Annotated in this window: 14 protein-coding genes; 7 read left to right on the forward strand and 7 right to left on the reverse strand. The window is 70.0% G+C overall.

The genetic code is table 11. The features are described from left to right. Positions 1-3: 3 nt before the first annotated feature. Complete coding sequence (locus ACFV2O_RS23795; protein ID WP_379253706.1) at positions 4-1,146, reverse strand: Rieske 2Fe-2S domain-containing protein; 1,143 nt, start codon at positions 1,144-1,146, stop codon at positions 4-6. A gap of 93 nt (positions 1,147-1,239) precedes the next feature. Further along, positions 1,240-1,746, reverse strand: coding sequence for a flavin reductase family protein (locus ACFV2O_RS23800; protein WP_364436753.1), 507 nt, complete (start codon positions 1,744-1,746; stop codon positions 1,240-1,242). A gap of 223 nt (positions 1,747-1,969) precedes the next feature. Between ACFV2O_RS23800 and ACFV2O_RS23805 the strand changes: the two genes are divergently transcribed. The 4 genes from ACFV2O_RS23805 (at position 1,970) to ACFV2O_RS23820 (ending at position 7,134) form a co-directional block, all read left to right on the forward strand. After that, a complete protein-coding gene (locus ACFV2O_RS23805) occupies positions 1,970-2,803 on the forward strand; it encodes an IclR family transcriptional regulator (protein ID WP_379253707.1) in 834 nt (277 codons plus the stop codon). Between the two features lie 37 nt (positions 2,804-2,840). Continuing rightward, positions 2,841-3,416, forward strand: coding sequence for a PadR family transcriptional regulator (locus ACFV2O_RS23810; protein WP_379253708.1), 576 nt, complete (start codon positions 2,841-2,843; stop codon positions 3,414-3,416). Positions 3,417-3,477: 61 nt separating this feature from the next. Next, positions 3,478-4,713 (forward strand): bifunctional 3,4-dihydroxy-2-butanone-4-phosphate synthase/GTP cyclohydrolase II, encoded by a 1,236-nt coding sequence (locus ACFV2O_RS23815; protein WP_379253709.1) that lies wholly within the window; start codon positions 3,478-3,480, stop codon positions 4,711-4,713. Positions 4,714-4,854: 141 nt separating this feature from the next. Next, entirely contained in the window at positions 4,855-7,134 is a 2,280-nt protein-coding gene (locus ACFV2O_RS23820; RefSeq protein ID WP_379253710.1) for a LuxR C-terminal-related transcriptional regulator, read from the forward strand. Between the two features lie 20 nt (positions 7,135-7,154). Here ACFV2O_RS23820 and ACFV2O_RS23825 read toward each other — a convergent pair whose 3' ends face one another. The 3 genes from ACFV2O_RS23825 to ACFV2O_RS23835 form a co-directional block, all read right to left on the reverse strand. Next, entirely contained in the window at positions 7,155-8,009 is an 855-nt protein-coding gene (locus ACFV2O_RS23825) for an alpha/beta fold hydrolase (protein ID WP_379253711.1), read from the reverse strand. Then, positions 8,009-9,172, reverse strand: coding sequence for a 3-hydroxy-9,10-secoandrosta-1,3,5(10)-triene-9,17-dione monooxygenase oxygenase subunit (gene hsaA / locus ACFV2O_RS23830; protein WP_379253712.1), 1,164 nt, complete (start codon positions 9,170-9,172; stop codon positions 8,009-8,011). Before hsaA ends, ACFV2O_RS23825 begins: the two co-directional genes overlap by 1 nt. Positions 9,173-9,268: 96 nt before the next feature. Beyond that, positions 9,269-10,750: an FAD-dependent oxidoreductase gene (locus tag ACFV2O_RS23835; RefSeq protein ID WP_379253713.1), complete on the reverse strand. Its 1,482-nt coding sequence runs from the start codon at positions 10,748-10,750 to the stop codon at positions 9,269-9,271. A gap of 162 nt (positions 10,751-10,912) precedes the next feature. Between ACFV2O_RS23835 and ACFV2O_RS23840 the strand changes: the two genes are divergently transcribed. The 3 genes from ACFV2O_RS23840 (at position 10,913) to ACFV2O_RS23850 (ending at position 14,832) form a co-directional block, all read left to right on the forward strand. Continuing rightward, the gene (locus tag ACFV2O_RS23840) at positions 10,913-13,309 is read left to right on the forward strand and encodes a PEP-utilizing enzyme (RefSeq protein WP_379253714.1); all 2,397 of its coding nucleotides are present in this window, start codon (positions 10,913-10,915) and stop codon (positions 13,307-13,309) included. Positions 13,310-13,389: 80 nt separating this feature from the next. Next, a complete protein-coding gene (locus ACFV2O_RS23845; RefSeq protein WP_379253715.1) occupies positions 13,390-14,295 on the forward strand; it encodes a tyrosine-protein phosphatase in 906 nt (301 codons plus the stop codon). 336 nt (positions 14,296-14,631) lie between these two features. Further along, the gene (locus ACFV2O_RS23850; RefSeq protein ID WP_364436780.1) at positions 14,632-14,832 is read left to right on the forward strand and encodes a hypothetical protein; all 201 of its coding nucleotides are present in this window, start codon (positions 14,632-14,634) and stop codon (positions 14,830-14,832) included. A 46-nt stretch (positions 14,833-14,878) separates the two neighbouring features. Here ACFV2O_RS23850 and ACFV2O_RS23855 read toward each other — a convergent pair whose 3' ends face one another. Together ACFV2O_RS23855 and ACFV2O_RS23860 are read right to left on the reverse strand one after the other, a co-directional pair. Beyond that, entirely contained in the window at positions 14,879-15,664 is a 786-nt protein-coding gene (locus ACFV2O_RS23855; protein WP_379253716.1) for a tyrosine-protein phosphatase, read from the reverse strand. Then, positions 15,654-17,816, reverse strand: coding sequence for a pyruvate, phosphate dikinase (locus ACFV2O_RS23860; protein ID WP_379253717.1), 2,163 nt, complete (start codon positions 17,814-17,816; stop codon positions 15,654-15,656). Before ACFV2O_RS23860 ends, ACFV2O_RS23855 begins: the two co-directional genes overlap by 11 nt. Positions 17,817-17,964: the final 148 nt, after the last annotated feature.

Genomic DNA, 17,964 nt, shown 5'->3' on the forward strand with positions numbered 1-17,964 from the left:
CGCTCAGGCTCCGGCGGCGGCGCGCTGCTCGGCGAGATTCTCGGCGACCTCCGCCTCCCACGCCGTGACCGCCCTGGTGGTGTCCACTTCGAACTCGAAGCGGTCGGTCATCTTCGGATCGATGTCGGCCACGTCGGTGTAGAACTGCTCGTACCAGCGGCGCAGCTGGTAGACGGGTCCGTCCTCCTCGCACAGCAGCGGGTTGTCGATGCGGGTCTTGCGCTGCCAGATCGCGGCATCCTGCTCGAAGCCGCGGCCCAGGCCACCGGCGAACTTCGCCGCGATCTCCTCGGCCTGCTCCGCGGGCACGCCGTGTGGCTTCTTCACGATCGCGCCGTACTGCAGCACGAATTTCGTGGGTGACACCGGGTAGTGGCAGTTGATGAGGATGCCCTCGACCGTCAGGCCCGCACTCTCGCTGCGCAGGTGATCGATCATGTAGGACGGGCCGTAGTAAGAGGCATCAGAGTGCAGGACGTTCTTGCCCCCCAACGCCTTCGCGGTCTCCCCCATCATGTCCTCGCGCGACACCGAGGTCATGTACTGGCTGGCGATGTGACCCTCGAAGACGTTCTTGAAGTAGGTCGGGAACCCGAAGTGCACGTAGAAGAAGTGCGCCATGTCCACCACGTTGTCGATGACCTCGCGGCAATTCGCGCCGTCGATCGTCATGGTGTTCCAGGTCCAGTCGGTCCACTCGTCGCTGAACGCCCCGTCGATGCGCGGGATGGTGACCTCCTCCGGGGGCGGATCTCCCTCCGGGTCGTTCCACACGAACAGCTGCTTGTTCTGCTCCAACGTCGGCCACGAGCGGGTCCGAGCCCGGGGTGGAACTCGGCGGCCGTAGGGGATGCCGGTGCAGCGTCCATTGCCGCCCCACCGCCAGTCGTGGAAAGGACAGGCGATGGAGTCGCCTTTGATCCGGCCGTCCCCCAGGTTCCCGCCCATGTGCCTGCAATAGGCGTCCAGCACGTACAGCTCTCCGCCCGCACCGGCGAAGACCACCAGTTCGGTGCCGAAGATCTCGACGGTATGCGGTTTCCCGTCCCGGAAGTCCTGCGCGAGCCCCAGGCAGTGCCAGCCGCGCGCGTAGCGGGCGGGCGGAGCGCTCGCGTCGATCACTCGGACCTCGGTGTCGGTAGTCATCGGTTCCTCCACGATTCGCGCACGGTTGTCACTTCGATATTTCGGTTCGCCGTCCCGCCCCGGAAATGTGCAGTCCCACTGGCCGGGAGGTGCTCAGGCCTCATCGAGCCGCCCGAAGGCGGAGCGGTAGAACAGCAGCGGAGGCGCCTCGCGATGCTCCGACAGCGCGGTGACGCGTGCGATGACGATGGTGTGGTCGCCGCCGTCGACCTCCTGCTCGATCTCGCAGTCGAGCCAGGCCATGGCTCCGGCCAGCCGCGGCGAGCCGTTGGGCGAGGGCTCCCAGTCGACCCCAGCGAACTTGTCGGTGCCGCTGCGCGCGAGACGGCGGCAGATCTCCTGCTGGTCGTGGGCCAGGATGTTGACGCAGAGCCGGCCCACGGCCCGGATGCGCGGCCACGATGTGGACGTGCGCGCGGGGCAGAAGCAGACCGCGGGCGGCTCCAGCGACAGCGCCGAGAACGACTGGCAGGTGAATCCGACCGGCCCGTCCTCCGCGTGCGCGGTGATCACCGTGACGCCTGTGCAGAAGCGACCCAGCACCGCTTTGAAGTCGCGCACGTCCAGCGGCGATCCGTCCATCTCGAGCACCGGTTCCATCGGGCCTCCTATTTCGATCAGGCATATACCTGTCAGCTATGACAGCAGCGCTCGCCCGAGGGTCGTCAAGATCGGAGTCCGGTCACCGAGATGCGGATCCGTAGAAGCTACGTAGTTCTCCCGATTCATCTCGGCTGCGAAGTCGTCAGTGTGATGGGAGACACAAACGATCGAGCACGAATGCCTGGTCGACGTTGACCGACTGTGACCGACGGAGGTTCGAATGACCGTCACCCTGCTGCCCGACAGCGAGCCGCGCACCGACCGGGTCCCGCGGCGGACCCGCGCCAAGGGGGTGGAAACCGAGGTGCCGGTGTCGATGATCGAGCGGATGACCCTCATCCTGGACGCGTTCGACGCGGCCACCCCGACGCTGACGCTGCTCGGCTTGGTGGAACGCACCGGCCTGCCGCGCTCGACCGTCCATCGGATCCTCGACCAGATGATCCGGCTCCGGTGGCTGGCCCACACGTCCGGCGGATACCGGCTCGGCATGCGAACCCTGGAACTGGGTGGGCTCACCGCCGACCACAACGAGATCCGCGACGCGGTCAGCCCGCTGCTGCACGAGTTGTGCCAGCGCACCGGCATGGTCGGACACCTGGCGGTGCTCGACGGGCGCGAGGTGGTGTACCTGGACAAGGCGGGCGGGCGCTTGGCCGCGATGCTGCCGACCCGCCTCGGCGGCCGCATGCCCGCGCACTGCACCGCGCTCGGCAAGGCCATGCTGGCCTCACTCGAGCCGACCATCGCCGAAGCCGCGTTCCATTCCCGGCTGCCGCGACGGACCGCGCACACCATCACCGAGCCCGACGCGCTGCATCGCGCCTTGGCCCAGGTCCGGCTGCGCCAGGGCGTGGCGCTGGACCGCGAGGAAGCGATGGACGGAATCGCCTGTGTCGCAGCGCCCCTACGGGGCCGCGGCACCGCCCCCGCAGCCCTGTCGCTGTCCGGGCGAGCCGAGGCGATGAGCTTCGACAAGCTGGCGCGGGTGCTGCTCGAGATCTCCCACGAGGCCGGACGGACGCTGTTCGGGCGCCGGGCGCGCTGGCGATAGTTCGAATCCGAATATGCCTGAGCGGTACAGTCCGACCATGACCGATGGCGTCACACCCGCGGTGCCCGACCTGCCGACCACCGCGTGGGCCGTACTCGGCATGCTCTCGCACGCCGACGAACTCTCCGGCTACGACCTCAAGAAATGGGCCGACTGGAGTCTGCAGTTCTTCTATTGGAGCCCGTCGTTCAGCCAGATCTACGCCGAACTCAAACGCCTCGAGAAGCACGGCTACGCCAGCTCCCGCACGGTGGTGCACGAGGACGGCGTGCGCGGCAAGCGGATGTACGCCATCACGCCGGAAGGCCGTGCGGCCGCGGCGAACTGGGTCAATCACGCACCGGTGGAGGCGCCGGTGCTCAAGCACAGCGTGATGCTGCGCGCATGGCTCGGCAACCTCGCCGAACCCGACCGGATGCGCGACATACTCACCGAGCACATCGAGTACGCCGAGAAGATGCGCAGGCGCGCCGAGGCCGACGCGCAGGGCGCCGAGGCGAATCCGGACTGGGCCTATCCCGAACTGGTGCTGCGCTGGTGCGTGCGGCACTACGAGGCGGAGCGCGATTTCGCCCGCGAGCTGCTGACGGATATCGACCGCCTCACTCAGTGAGACGCCACCTGGCTGTTCCGGCCCCGCCATATTTCTATTAGGCATATGGAGGTGGCGGACGATGACCGGTGAACTGGACTCGGTGCCTGCCGCGGTGGCGGCCATCGCGAACGGCGGCATGGTCCTCGTCGTGGACGACGAGGACCGCGAGAACGAAGGCGATCTGGTGCTCGCCGCGGAGCAGGCGACCGCGGCGAACATCGGGTTCCTGGTGCGGCACACCAGCGGCGTGCTGTGCGTGCCCATGACGGGCAGCGACCTGGACCGTCTGGAGCTGCCGCCGATGACGGCGATCAACCAGGACCCGAAGGGCACCGCGTACACGGTCTCGGTCGACGCGGCGGCGGGCATCACCACCGGCATATCGGCCGCCGACCGCGCGCACACCATGCGCTTGCTCGCCGATCCCGGCGCCGCACCCCGGGATTTCACTCGCCCCGGGCACGTGTTCCCCCTGCGAGCGCACCCGCGTGGCGTGCTCGGTCGGCAAGGGCACACCGAGGCCGCGGTCGACCTGGTGCGGATGGCGGGCTTGCGCCCCGCCGCGGTCATCGCCGAGGTGGTGCGCGACGACGGCTCGATGGCCCGGCTCCCCGACCTGCTGACCATGGCCAGGGTGCACGGAATCCCGATCATTTCCATCGCCGACCTGATCGACCATCGCCGCAGGCTGGAGCCGGGCGTCGTGCGCGTCGTCGAGACCAGGCTGCCCACCCGCTTCGGCGAATTCCGGCTCATCGGCTACCGGGACACGACCGACGACGCCGAACACCTCGCGTTGGTGTTCGGCGCGCCGGGCGAGCGCGACGTACTGACCCGGGTGCATTCGGAATGCCTCACCGGCGACGCGTTCGGCTCGCTGCGCTGCGACTGCGGCGAGCAGCTCGACGCCGCCATGCGGGCAGTGGCCGCCGCGGGCCGTGGGGTCGTGGTGTACCTGCGCGGACAAGAGGGGCGCGGCGTCGGACTGCTGAACAAGCTGCGCGCCTACGCGCTCCAGGACGAGGGCGCCGACACGGTCGACGCGAATCTGCGACTCGGGCTGCCCGTCGACGCCCGTCACTACGGCGCCGCGGCGCGGATCCTGGCCGACCTGGGAGTGCGGTCGGTCCACTTGCTCAGCAACAATCCGGCCAAGCAGGCGGGATTGACCGAATACGGCATCGCCGTCGAACGACGGATTCCGCTGCAGACCAGTCCCACCGAGCACAACGTGCGGTACCTGCGCGCCAAGCGCGACCGTATGCGCCATCAGCTCAGCGACGTCGACGTCGACGCCGCTGCCGCCGCTCGGTGAGCGGCGCCGGTTCGATCCGTCCGCGGTCACCGGAACGCCGCCGCCGATCCCGCGCCGGCCGGGCCCGCGGGCACGTTCATCGGAGTTGAATTTGTCCAGAACGCTCTTCCGCGCCCCGCGCGGTACCTAGGGTTGACACCCATGGCGCGGCGTCCCATCGGCAACCTCCCTGCCGAGGTCACCAGCTTCGTCGGGCGCCGGGAGGAACTCGCCGCCGCGAAGCGGCTGCTGCCCACGACACGCGTGCTGACCCTGCTCGGTCCGGGCGGCGTCGGCAAGACCCGGCTGTCCCGCCAAGTCGGCGTCGCGGTCGCACGCGCGTTCCCGGACGGGGTGTGGCTGGTCGAGCTGGCCGACGTCCAGGACCCGGATCTGGTCACGGTGACCGTCGCGGAGGCCCTCGCGTTGCGCGACGACACGGCGGCGCCCCTGCGGCGGCTCACCGAGTTCCTCGCGGACAAGCGGCTGCTGCTGATCTTGGACAACTGCGAGCACCTGATCGACGCCTGCGCGCGGCTGGTGGGCAGGATCGTGGCCACCACCTCGGAGGTCCGCGTGCTGGCGACCAGCCGGGAGGTGCTGGGCGTGCAGGGCGAACAGGTCATGCCCGTCGCGCCCTTGCCGCTACCGGACGCGGGGACCACCGACAGCGATGCGATGCGACTGCTCGCCGAGCGGGCCGCCGCCGCCAACCCCGGCTTCGCGGCCACTCCCGCGAATCGCGATGCGCTGGCCGCGATCTGCCGCCGGCTGGACGGCATTCCGCTCGCGTTGGAGCTGGCCGCGTTGCGGTTCCGCGTGTTCACTCCGGAACAGATCCTCGCCCGGCTCGACGACACCATGGGCCTGCTCAGCGCGGGACCGCGACTCGCGCCGGAACGACAGCAGACCATCGAGGGCGCGATCCGCTGGAGCTACGACCTGTGCATCCCGGCCGAGCAGCGCTTGTGGGAGCAGCTGTCGGTGTTCTCCGGCGGCTTCGACATCGACGCCGCCGAAGCCGTGTGCCTGCCCGCACCGAACGGGCGCACGGTGATCGACGCGCTGACCGGCCTGGTCGACAAGTCGGTGCTGAGTCTGCGCTACGACGGCGATGTCGGGCGGTACTCGATGCTGGAGCCGATCCGGCAGTTCGCCCGCGACCGGCTGGCCGAGCGGGGCGAGGAGCCCGAGGTGCGCGGCCGCCACCGCGATCATTACCGGCGGCTGGCACTGCGCGGCCGCACCGCGTATTGGAGTTCCGATGACGTCGTCTGGTTCCGCGAACTGAACCGCGAGCACGCGAATCTGCGCGCGGCGCTACAGTTCGGCCTGACCGACGCACCCGAGTCGGCGCTCGAGATGGCGGCGGTGCTGCGGCCGTTCTGGGAGCACAATCGCTTCCTCACCGAGGGCTATCGCTGGCTGACCGACGCGCTGACGAGGTCGAGCGAACCCACCGAGCTGCGCGCACGCGGGCTGTCCGCGGCGGCCTCGCTCGCGGCGTTGCTGTCCGATCGCGGGTCGGCGCGCCAGTTGGTGGACGAATGCGTTGCCCTGGCGCGCCGGGTCAATGCCCCCGACATCCTCGCGGAGGCGATGCTCGATTCGGCGCTGCTTGCCTTCAACGACGGCGACACCGCCCGCGCGCTCGAATTGGCCGAGACCGCCACGCATCTGGCGGCCGAGTGCGGCCATCACGCGATGGAGATGGACAGCCTCGCCTTCGCGTTCGTGTGCGCGCTGGTGCTCGCCGACGAACGCTCGACCGCCTTCGCCGAGCGGCTGCTGAAGGTCACCACAGAGCGCGGACCGTATCTGCTCGGCGGGCTGGCGCAGTGGTCGATGGGGCTGGATCATTGGCGGCGCGGCGATCAGCGTGCCGCGACCGGATATCTCGCCCGCTCCGTCGAGATGTTCAGCCTGTTCGACCGATGCGTCTGGCTCGCCTCCGGATTCGAAGGGCTGGCGTGGTCGGCGGTCGCGCGCGCCGACTTCGAGCGAGCCGCCCGTCTGCTCGGCGCCGCGGAGATCCTGGCGCGCAGCACGGTACGCCTCGCCCACGCCATCACCGGCGTACTCGGCGACAGGATGCGTGGTCGCGTGCGAGAAGAACTGGGCGAGCGGAAGTTCGAGGAGATCTTCGACAGCGGCGCGACGCTGTCGCTGAGCGAGGCGATCGATTACGCGCTGGGACGCGCGCCCGCCACGGCGCGACCGCCGCAGGCCGCTCCGGTCGAGGCGCAGGCGGCGGACGTCCTCACACGCCGGGAGAAGGACGTCGCCCGGCTGGTGGCGGCGGGGCACAGCAACAAACGCATCGCCGCCGAGCTGGTGATCTCGGTGCGCACCGCCGAGACCCACGTCGAGCACATTCTCACCAAGCTCGGCTTCACCTCCCGAACCCAGATCGCGGGGTGGGTCCGCGATCACGAGGTGTGATCGACGTGGACGGCGGGCGGTCAGAGACCGGCGGTGAGGAAATCGACGACCGCGCGCTCGAACGCCGACTTGCGTTCGATCTGCACCCAATGACCACACCGGGCGAAGACGCGCAGATCCGCGTTCGGGATCTGCCGTGCCGGGAACAACGCCGCCTCCACCGGTGTCACCCGGTCGTCACGCCCCCACAGGATCTGCGTCTCGGCGCGCAGGCCGCGCAGCCGGGCCCACAGCGGAACCGGTTCGGCGAGAGCGGGATCGGCGAAGGTCGCGTACGCGTCGCGCAGCGCGGCGATGGCGGCGGGATCGGAGGCGGCGGCCGACCGGGTCTCGATCAACTCCTCGGTGAGGGTCGCCGGATCCGACACCATGGCGCGCAGCCAGGGCAGCAGCCGTTCCCGGGTGGGAGCGGCGCTGAACTCCAGCAAGCGCGTGATGCCTTCGGACGGCTCGGGCCCCAGCACGTTCACCCCGACGCCACCGGGCGCCATCAGCACCAGCCGATCGACCCGGGCGGGATGTTCCAGCGCCAGTAGCGTCGCGACCGCGCCACCCATCGAATTGCCGAGCAGGTGCACCCGTTCCAGGTGGAGGTCATCGAGCAGGCCCAGCACCGCGTCGGCGGAGATGCGCAGATAGTTGCGTTCGTACACCGGCGGGCGGCCACTGGCACCGAAGCCCGGCTGATCCACGATCAGACAACGGAAACGCTCGGCCAGCACCGGCAGGTTGGCGCCGAAGTTGGCCCATCCAGAGACGCCCGGTCCGGAGCCGTGCAACAGCACCAGCGGCGCGCCCGACCCCGCTTCGTGGTAGCGCAGTTCCAGCCCGCCCGTCGTGCTCCGGCGCGTGGTGTTCTCCGCGGTGAGCGTCATCAGATCATCCGATCCGTGACCGGCAGGCCGAACGCGTCCCGGCCGTACAGGACCAGCGCGCGCTCCACGTCGTTGATCACGTGCACGCTCCCGGCGTGCGCGTCGCGCCAGTGCCGTTCGATCGGATTGGGTTTGCGGATCGCATGACCGCCGGAGTTGTCGAACAGCAGGTCGATGGCCTCGATGGCGCGTTCGGTGCCGCGCACCTGGTCGCGGCGGCTGCGGACCCGCAGTTCGAGGGGGATCTCCTCCCCCGCCTCGGCGTAGCGCAGCTGTTCGCCGATGTTGCGCTCCATCTGCAGGACGGCGGCGTCGATCTCGGAGGCGGCGCGAGCGACGCGGACGTGCGCGAACGGATCCTCGGCGGCCTTCTGCCCGCCGTAGGAGATCCGCACCCGCTCGCGCATGCGCTCGATGTGCGCTTCGTACGCGCCTTGGGCAGCGCCGATGATGGGTGCGGTGATGGTGTTGGAGAATACCGCGCCGAACGAAATCCGGTACAGCGCAGCGGTATTGATCTCCTGCCCGGGTCCGCGCAGCTCGGCCTGCTCACTCGCGCTGTAGGTCCGGTGGGCGGGTACGAACGCCTTCTCGATGACGATGTCGTTGCTGCCGGTGCCGGACAGCCCCGACACGTGCCAGACGTCCTCGATGCGGTAATCGGCACGCGGCACCAGAACGGTCAGATACTCCGCACCGCCTTCGTCGTTCGGCACGACCGCGCCCAGGAAGGCCCAGCGGGCGTGATCGCACCCGGAGGAGAAGCTCCACCGACCGCTGATCTCGAAACCGCCCTCGACCGGTGTCAGCTTGCCGGTCGGCGCGTACGACGACGAGACCAGCGTGTCCGGATCGGCGCTCCACACGTCCTCCTGCGCCCGCAGCGGAAACAACGCCAGTTGCCACGGGTGCGCGCCCAGCACCGAGGACACCCAGGCCGTGGACGGGCAGGCGGTCGCGATGGCGCGGATCACCTCGTAGAACGCGACCGGTGAGGATTCGTCGCCGCCGAAGCGGGACGGCTGCAGCATGCGGAACACCCCGGCCTCGGTCAGCTCCCGGATGCTCTGGTCGGGCACTCTGCGCTGCAGTTCGGCGTCGGCGGCTCGCTCCCGGATCGCGGGCAGCAGATCCCGTACCCGATCGAGCACCTTGTTGGTCATATGCGGTAGTCCTCCTGGTAGTGCCGTATTTCGACGCTAGGCCGTGCGGCGCCGTCCGGTCCGATCCATCCCGATGACCGGAACCCGCCGTCCGGATCAGCTGGTGCGGGCCGCGGCGGTACCTGCGCGGCGGCCGAAGAAGGTGCCGTCGCCGAGCGAAGTGCCGCTGATGTAGCCCTCGCCGTGCAGGTTGCTCGCGGCACGGCCCGCGGCGAACAGACCGGGGATCGGAGCGCCGTCGATATCGAGTACGGCGCCGTCGAGCGAGGTGTGCAGACCACCGAGGGTGAACACGGACGCACCGGTCCCACGGCGATCACCGGATTCCGACGGTGGCCGCACCCCCGCCCGTACGTCGATCGCGGCGAGCGGCGGCGTGAGGGGCCGCACCCAGCGCGGCGCTTTCCCGAACTCGGGATCCACCCCGCGCGAGGCGAAGTCGTTGTACCGGCGGACGGTATCGGCCAGCGCGGCCGCCGGTACGCCCATCAGGTCGGCGAGTTCCTCGGCGGTCTCCGCCACATGGGTCGGCTGCACACCCCACCGCTGTGGTTCCGGCACTTCCTCGAAGGCTCGTTCGTCCAGCACGACCCAGGTCCGCATGCCGTGCCGGAACAGCGCCGCCTGGCCGATCCGGCCGGGATATGTGTCCTCGTTGACGAACCGCTGCCCGTGCCCGTTGACCACCATGCCGCGCGCGGCGAGGCCGGGAACGAGCGAGATACCGACCTGGCCCGTGGACATGTGCCGCACGGCCGCGCCGAGCGCCTGCGCCATCCGGATCCCGCTTCCGTCGTCGGTGCCCGCGCTGACCTTGGTGTGCCCCAGCAGTTTCGGTGCGTGGGCGGCGAGCATGGCGTCGTTGTCCACGAATCCGCCGGTGGTCAGCACGACGCCGCGACGTGCCCGGATGGTCAGCTCCGTGCCGTACCGCCGGGCCACCACACCGACGACGGTGCCGTCGGCCGCCGGGATCAGGCAGGTCGCCCTGGTATCGAAAAGCGCTGTCGCGCCGGCGGATCGCGCTGCCTCGGCCAAACAGTCCATGAGCAGCTTGCCGCCGAAGTCGGCGGTGGCCGGGCGATGCCCGCGGGGCGCGGGACCGGCGAGGTCGGAGAACGGCTTGCTGTTCTCTCCCAGCCACATCAGCCCGTCATCCGTCGGCGGTACCCACGTCGGCGCGTCCCACAGTGTGGGCTTGAACGGCACGCCGCGGTCGGCGAGCCAGTGGAAGTGCGCGACGCTGTCCTCGCTGTAGCGAGAGATCTTGGCCGGATCCGCCCCCGGGCCGAGCGCGGCGGACAGGAACGCGGCCATGGCTCCCGGGTCGTCGTCGAATCCGCAGGCCCGCTGGATCGGTGTGCCGCCGCCGAGATAGATCTCACCGCCCGAGAGGACGGATGCGCCGCCGGGACCGCTCATCCGGTCCAGCACCAGCACCTGCGCGCCGCTCGCCGCCGCCTCGAATGCCGCCGCCGCTCCGGCGCATCCGTAACCGACCACCAGCACATCGGTCTCGAGGTCGTAGGCGCGCACGTCGGCGGCCTCCCGAGGCGCGACCGAATACCGATCACTCATGGGTCGACCTTCCCGCGCCGGTCGCGATGGCAGGCCCCCCGTCTTGGTGAGCGACCCGCCGGTCCCGTTCATCGGGACTGTGGTCGGCCGCGGGCTCGCCGTATGGCGATGGTGTGTGAACGGCGTCACGTCTGCATGGGCGCCAGCGAGGAGGAAGATTTCATGCGGGTCCTGGTCACCGGAGTTTCCGATCCGACCGGTCGCGCGGTGGCGCGCATGCTGCTGGCCGCGGGCCACGACGTGGTCGGGCTGGACCGCGCGCGGCACCGGTACGTCGACCCTCGGGTCGAGGTGATCACCGGTGATCCGGCCGAGCCCGAGCTGTGCGCACGGGCCGCCGCCGACTGCGCGTCGGTAGTGCATCTGGGCGGTTCGCTCGCCGCCATCGCGACGGCGGCCCGAGCGGCCGGGGCGCGAATCGTGGTTCCGGTGGTCGCGGGGTCGGAATCGATCGCCGAGGACGTCGTGCGGTCCAGCGGGGCGGCGGCGTTGATCGTGCGCACCGCGCCGGTCGCGGGCAGGCGCGTCGATGGCGCGAGTTGGCGAATCCTGCGCGGGCTGCTCGGTTCTCGCCGAGCTGGCGGATTCCAGGTGCTGCACACCGACGACTTCGAACGTTTCCTGGTGCTGGCCGCGCAATCCGAGCGCACCGGCGTGGTCGAACTGGCCGCGTCCGGGGTGGTCTCCACTGCGGACGCGCATCGCATCCGCCAGGCGGCCCGAACACGGAAGTCGCGGCGGACGGCCGGCACGCCACCGCAGGTGGATCCGAGGGTGGCACGCGACGAATGGGGATTCCGGTGCGGCTGGACCGCGTCCGAAGTGGCGGCCGACATCGTCCGCGGACTGACCGGTCGCAGACTCGAGGGCAACGAGTTCGTCGCCCGGCCCGGCGCCATCCCGCTGCCCGGCTACCTGATACCCACCCGCGCGGCCACCTCGGACGGACACGCGCTGGTGTCGGTCGCGCCGGAAGGTCTCGAGGGCGAGTTCGACGATCGCGTCGACCCGGCCTATCCGGTGCACACCGCGACCAATACATCCGAGGCACTGCCGGGACCGCTCACCCCGCTGACGGTGGATCTACAAGCGGGCGCTATCCGGCTGGCCAATGCCGCGATGGGCACCATGATCGCGCTGGACGGCATCGCGCTGGAGCACTGGACGAGCCGGGTCACCACGGTGCTCGGGCACCACATCTACATCAACGCCTCCATCGGCGTGCTGGCCGCGGAGAACATGCCGGGCTGGGACGAGCAGAGCATCCGCCGCGACGTCTACGGCAACATCCCGCCCGAGATCTCGCTGACCCCGCACGGCAAGCCACCCACACCGACGGGATTCGCCAGTACCCGCGCGACATGGCGCGCGGCGGGCCGGGTGCTGCGCACCGCGCTGCGCTACCGCGAGACCACCGACGGCATCAATGCCGCCGCGCATCAGGAATCCCTTGGCGCCGCGGCGATTCGCGAGCTCACCGATGAACAACTGCACGCCCGCGCCCTGCTGTGGCGGGATCGGCTGAATCAGTCCTGGGCGGCGGCGTCCATCGGGGTGATGATGACCGGCGCGGCCACCGCCATCCACTCCCGCGGCAAGGAAGCGGCGACCGTGCCCATCGATCTGGAGCGCTTGGAGTCGGCCAGGACCATGCTCGCGGTGGAACGGCTCGCCGCCTTGTGCCGGGCCGACACCGCGTTGCACGACGCGGCGCACGCGGGCGACGTCACCGCGGCGCGGACGATCTCCCCGGCGTTCGCCGCCGCGCTGGAGGAAGAGCTGCGGCGGATCGGACATCGCGGACCGGGCGAGTGCGAGCTGCTCAACCCGACCTTCGGCGACCGGCCGGAGCTGCTGGTGACCGCCGCCGCACGCGCCGCTCGGATGCCCGCGCCCAAGCGGGAACCGGTCGACCCGGCGCCCAGCCGCACCGCACGGATGGCGGCGGGAGCGACGATGGCGCGCGAACGCGTCCGCGACGCCGTGGTCCGGTACACCCACTGCCTGCGCCTCGCCGTGCGGGAGCGGGCGGATCGGCTGATCCGGCAGGGGCTGCTACAGCAGGCCGAGGACGCCTGCTTTCTCACGCTCGACGAAATACTCTGGGCGCCAGGCGATCTGACCGAACAGGTAGCACGCCGCCGAGCCGAGCTGAGCCGGTTGCGCGGCGTCCGCATGCCGGATGTGATCGCAGGTGACTGGGAGCCGCTGCCGAACGCGGACGCGTTGACGCCCGGAGACGGCCTGACCGGCATCGGGGTATGCCCCGGCGTCGTGGAAGGCACGGTGAAACGCGTCCTGTCCCTGGACGACGACATCGAGCCGGGCGACATCCTGGTGGCATCGGTCACCGACACCGGGCACACCGCGATGTTCGCCTACGCCGCCGCGGTGGTCACCGACATCGGCGGCTCCGCCTCACACGCGGCCATCGTGGCCCGGGAATTCGGCATCCCCTGCGTCGTGGACACCAAGACCGCCAGCACCCGGCTGGCCGATGGGCAACGGGTGCGGGTCGACGGGGCGGCCGGCACGGTCACCCTGCTCGCCGACGCCTGAGCCGTGGCCGGGGTCGCACACTCCGGCCCACTTGGCGGCTCGGCGTCGCCGGGCCGCGACTCTCTGGAAGGAATGAGCCAGTGACGATTTCGCGTGCTGTTCGCGGGGCGCTGACCGGTGTCGCCGCGGCATTGATCGCCGTGTTCCCGTCCACCACCACCGCATTGGCGGGGCCCGGACTGGTGCACACTGTGCACGACCGCTCCATGCAGTTGTCGTCGGCGCCGAATGCGCGGGACATCGGGGACTATCCCACCCAGGGCAACGGCAAACTCCGTACCGGCGTGGTGTTCCGCACCGACGCCCTGGACAAACTCACCGCCGCCGACCAGCAGAAGCTGGTCACGTCGGGCATCACCGCGGTGATCGATTTCCGCAGCCCGAACGAGGCCGGGGCCAACCCCGACAAGCTTCCGGCGTCGATTCCCGCGCTCGCGCGTCCGGTGTACGACCCTGGCAACGACTTCTACCTGATGGTGGGCAAGGCGGTGCAGGGCGGCCCCGCCGTGCAGCAGCAGATGTTCGGCGACGGCAAGGCCGCGGGCATCATGCGCGACTACTACCGCTGGCTGGTCACCGACGCAGCGGCTCGCGCGCAGTTCGGGGCCGCCATCCGGGACATCGTGAACGCGAACGGACCGGTGTTGTTCCATTGCACCGCGGGCAAGGACCGCACCGGTTGGATGACCGCGATCTTGATGACGGCGCTCGGTGTCCCGAAAGGCCAGGTGTACAAGGACTATCTGGAGTCGAACGACAACCTGGCCGCGAGCAACAAGTCGACGATGGACGGGCTGGTGGCCAAGGGGCTGGTCACCGATCCGGCGCTGTTCGATCCGATCCTCGGCGTGCGCGCCGAATACCTCGACGCTGCTTTCGACCAGGCCGCCGCGTCCTTCGGATCGTTCGACCGGTTCGTCACCGACGGACTCGGCGTCGACGGTGCCACGCTGGAAGCGCTGAAAGCCGAACTGTTGCCGCGGTAGTCGACGACCGGAGCGGGTCGGGTGGATCGTGATCCACCCGACCCGCTCAGACGTTTCGGGACCCACCGGACGACCGCGCCGCTGAGCGTATGCGGGTCACGAATTCGCGCTCGAGGATCGGGCCGCCATCAGCACGCGGAGGGTGTCGCCCGGACCCATAACCACCCTCCGGTGGCATGCGGCATCAACCGACCGTTCGATGGGGTGTGCGACTTCCGGCACAGCGGACTTACTTCTGAATGGTGATGTTTCCAGCGCGATGGGTGGCGACACTGGAACCACGCCGGTCGGGGAATCGCTACAGCGTCGGCGCCCAGTCGAGTGAGGAGTCGATCAGTGACACAGCAGGAGTGGCGCGGGACGGTCGTGAAGAAGTCGCGTGGGTTGCTGGACGGCGCGAATCTGTATCGGCGCTTGCACGTTCGGTTGCAGGACGGCAGCACGATGAAGATCCGTGTGGACCGGACGTTGTGGAAGGTGCTGGAGGTCGGCGACTCGGTGATCAAGCGGGCCGGAGCCGACCCGGTCAAGGACTGACCTGCCGGGGCGGCTCGGTGAGCTCGCCGGACCGGGCCGCGATGTCCTATTCCGGCGCGATCAGCACGGCACGCAGTCGTGCCAGCTCCCCTGTGGTGAGCCCGCCGGCCAGCAACCACTCGGCCGCGCCGCCGTGGTCCGCGGACAGTTTCGCGAGAAAACGCCGCATCACTTCGGCCTCGACGCCGAGAATGCCGGTGCTGACCGGGGGCAGCCCCGTGTAGGAAGGAAGCGCGTCGAGCCGGTCACGGACCCGGTGCATGCGTTCGCCGGTCAGGGCGTAGTCGGCCGCGATCGCCTCCGGCGGCACGCCCACCGCGTCCAGGAGCACCGCTGCGAGCACTCCGGTGCGATCCTTGCCCGCGGCGCAGTGGAACAGCACCGAGTGGTGGCCTGCGTCGATGACGAGCCGGACCGCCGCGACGATGGACTCGGCGCTGCCCGCCAGCAGCTTGTCGTACAAGTCGACCAGATCCACCCGGCTCGAGTCGGGGACCAGATCTCGTGCGGCGAGCGAGGATTGCGGCGATTTCCGCACCGGGAGGCAGACCCGCCGCACGTCGGCGGCGGCCAGCAGGCCGTAGCCCTCGCGCTCCACCTCGTCGGGCAGCCGCAGATCGATCAGTGTGCGCAGACCGATCGGTCCGAGCAGCTTCGCCATGTCGGACTCGGTGAGATTCTGCGGCGTGCTGGAACGGTAGACGACGCCGAAACGGGTTGTGCCGCCGTTCTGCACGGGCAGCCCGCCCAGGTCGCGGACGTTGTCGATATGGGCGAACTCGACCCACCGGTCACCGGGCACGGTGGCTTCGCCCGTGCTGTCAGTGGGCACGGCCGGCCGCCGCCTCGTCGGCGCGGCTCAGGCCGCACAGTCCGATCAGGTCTTCGTGCAACTCGAACCACACGGTGTGGTAGCTGTCGAGCACCGGACGTGCGACCCAAGCGTGGTCACCATCGGCGATCCGCTCGACAGCGTGTGCGAAGCGGGCGCGGTACCGTGCCAGCCGGGGCGCGACGTCGCCGATCCGCCGCAGCAGCGGCTGCACGGCGCCGTGCAGGTCGGTCAGCCGGGTCAGCACCGAACCGTCGTAGTCGGCGTCGGCATGATCGTTGACGGTGGCCGGATCCTTCATCTGCCAGGCGGTGACGACTTCTTTCAAAACGCCGTTGAAATCGCAGAATTCGGCGTAGACAGAGGCGATCGCGGCACGGTCGACGGTCCGTCGCTCCGCCGCCAGCAGGCCGTCCAGGTGCTGTCTGCCCTCGGGTGTGAGCCGCACTCCGATCGGTGTCGCGGCGCACCAGCCCGCGGTTACCAGCTGTTCGCATCGACCGGCGACGGTCTCGGCAGACGCACCTACGCCCGCGGCCAGCGCGTCATGGGCGGCCCGGCCTTTGATGCCGATCAGCCGCAGCAAATCGAGGTCGGGTATGTCCGTCACGGTCGCCGGGGGTGACACATCTACTTGCCCCGGGACATCGGTCGCGCGCGCGTCGAGCCACGCCGCCAACCGGTCGGCGTCGGTGCCCGCCCACCCGGCCAATCGGCCGACGTCCGCGAGGGTGCTCGCATCGACGGGTTTGCCTTCGACCCGGCCCGGCCAGACGCTGCCCGCACCGCCGTCCACGGTCACCACCTGACCGGCGAGGGCCGCGACGACGCCAGGGCCGCAGCCGACCACGCAGGGCCTGCCGATCTCGCGGCCGACCAGCGCGGCATGCGAAGTGGCGCCGCCCAATTCGGTGACGATCGCCCGGGCGGCGATCATGCCGTGCAGGTCGTCGGGGCTGGTGGTCGGGCGGACGAGGATCACGTCCTCGCCCGTCTCCGCCCTACGCTCGGCCTCGTGCGGATCAGTGACGACGACACCCGAGGCCAGGCCCGGACACGCCGCTTCGCCGCGTGCGAGCGGTGTCCCGGTGTACTCCCCGGTCGCCGGGCGCAGCACAGTGCGCACCTGGTCGGCGGTGACCCGGTTCAGCGCCTCGTCGGTGCCGATGAGCCCTTCCTCGGCCATCGCGACCGCGGCACGCACCGCCGCCCGCGCCGAGCGCTTGGCCGACCGCGACTGCAACAGCCACAGGGCGCCGGACTCGACGGTGAATTCGATGTCCTGGATATCGCGACCGTCGCGTTCCAGCAGGTCGGCCGCCGCGATGAGTTCGGCGTACACCTGCGGTGACAGCGTCGCCAGTTCGTCGAGCGGCCGGGGGGTGGTCCGGCCGGACACCACGTCCTCACCCTGTCCGCCGACCAGCCACTCGCCGAACGTCGCACGCTCTCCGGTGTTCGGGTTGCGGCTGAACAGCACACCGGTACCGGACTTCTCGTCGAGATTGCCGAACACCATGGCTTGCACCGTCACCGCCGTGCCGAGGCTTGCGGACACGCCGCGATTGCGCCGATACGTCTGCGCCCGGGGCGAATCCCAGGACCGGAACACCGCACTGATGGCCGCCCGCAACTGCTCCCAGGGGTCCTCCGGCACCGCACCGGCGGGATCACCCAGCACCGTTTCGCGATACTGGGTACGGAACCGCTCCCGCGTATCGGCCGCGTAGCCCGGATTCCCGGTCTCCGCCGCCAGCGCTCGCTCGACCGCCTCGTTCATGCCGAGGTTGAGCACCGTGTCCATCATCCCCGGCATGCTCACCGCGGCGCCCGAGCGGACCGACACCAGCAGCGGGCGGGTGCCGGAGCCGAAGATGCGGCCGGTGCCGTGCTCCACAGCGGCGATGCCCGCCCGGACACCGTGCCAGATGTCCTCGCCGATCTCCCCGCGCGCGGAGAAGTCGGCCCAGCCCTCGACGGTGATCACGAACGCGGGCGGCACCGAGAGGCCGAGCGCGCGCATGCGGTTGACGCTCCACGCCTTGCCGCCGATGCGTTCCCGGGACAGCGAACAGGCGCCGTCGAGTTCGACGACCGGCCCCGCGCCCGCTGCCTCGTCGTTTCGCTCCACTAGCTCTGCTCCGGCCGTCATGTCACTCCTTGGCAATCACTGAACGTTCCGCGCCTCAGCGCGATTCGGATCTCGTACACCGGGCCGTGCGCGGCGCGAACCGCGGCGCACACACCTGTCGCTCGTTTCGAGCCTGCCGTGCCACTGGTCACCTGTCGTACCCGTGGTC

This window comes from Nocardia sp. NPDC059691 (assembly GCF_042733915.1).
Taxonomy (GTDB): Bacteria; Actinomycetota; Actinomycetes; order Mycobacteriales; family Mycobacteriaceae; genus Nocardia; species Nocardia sichangensis.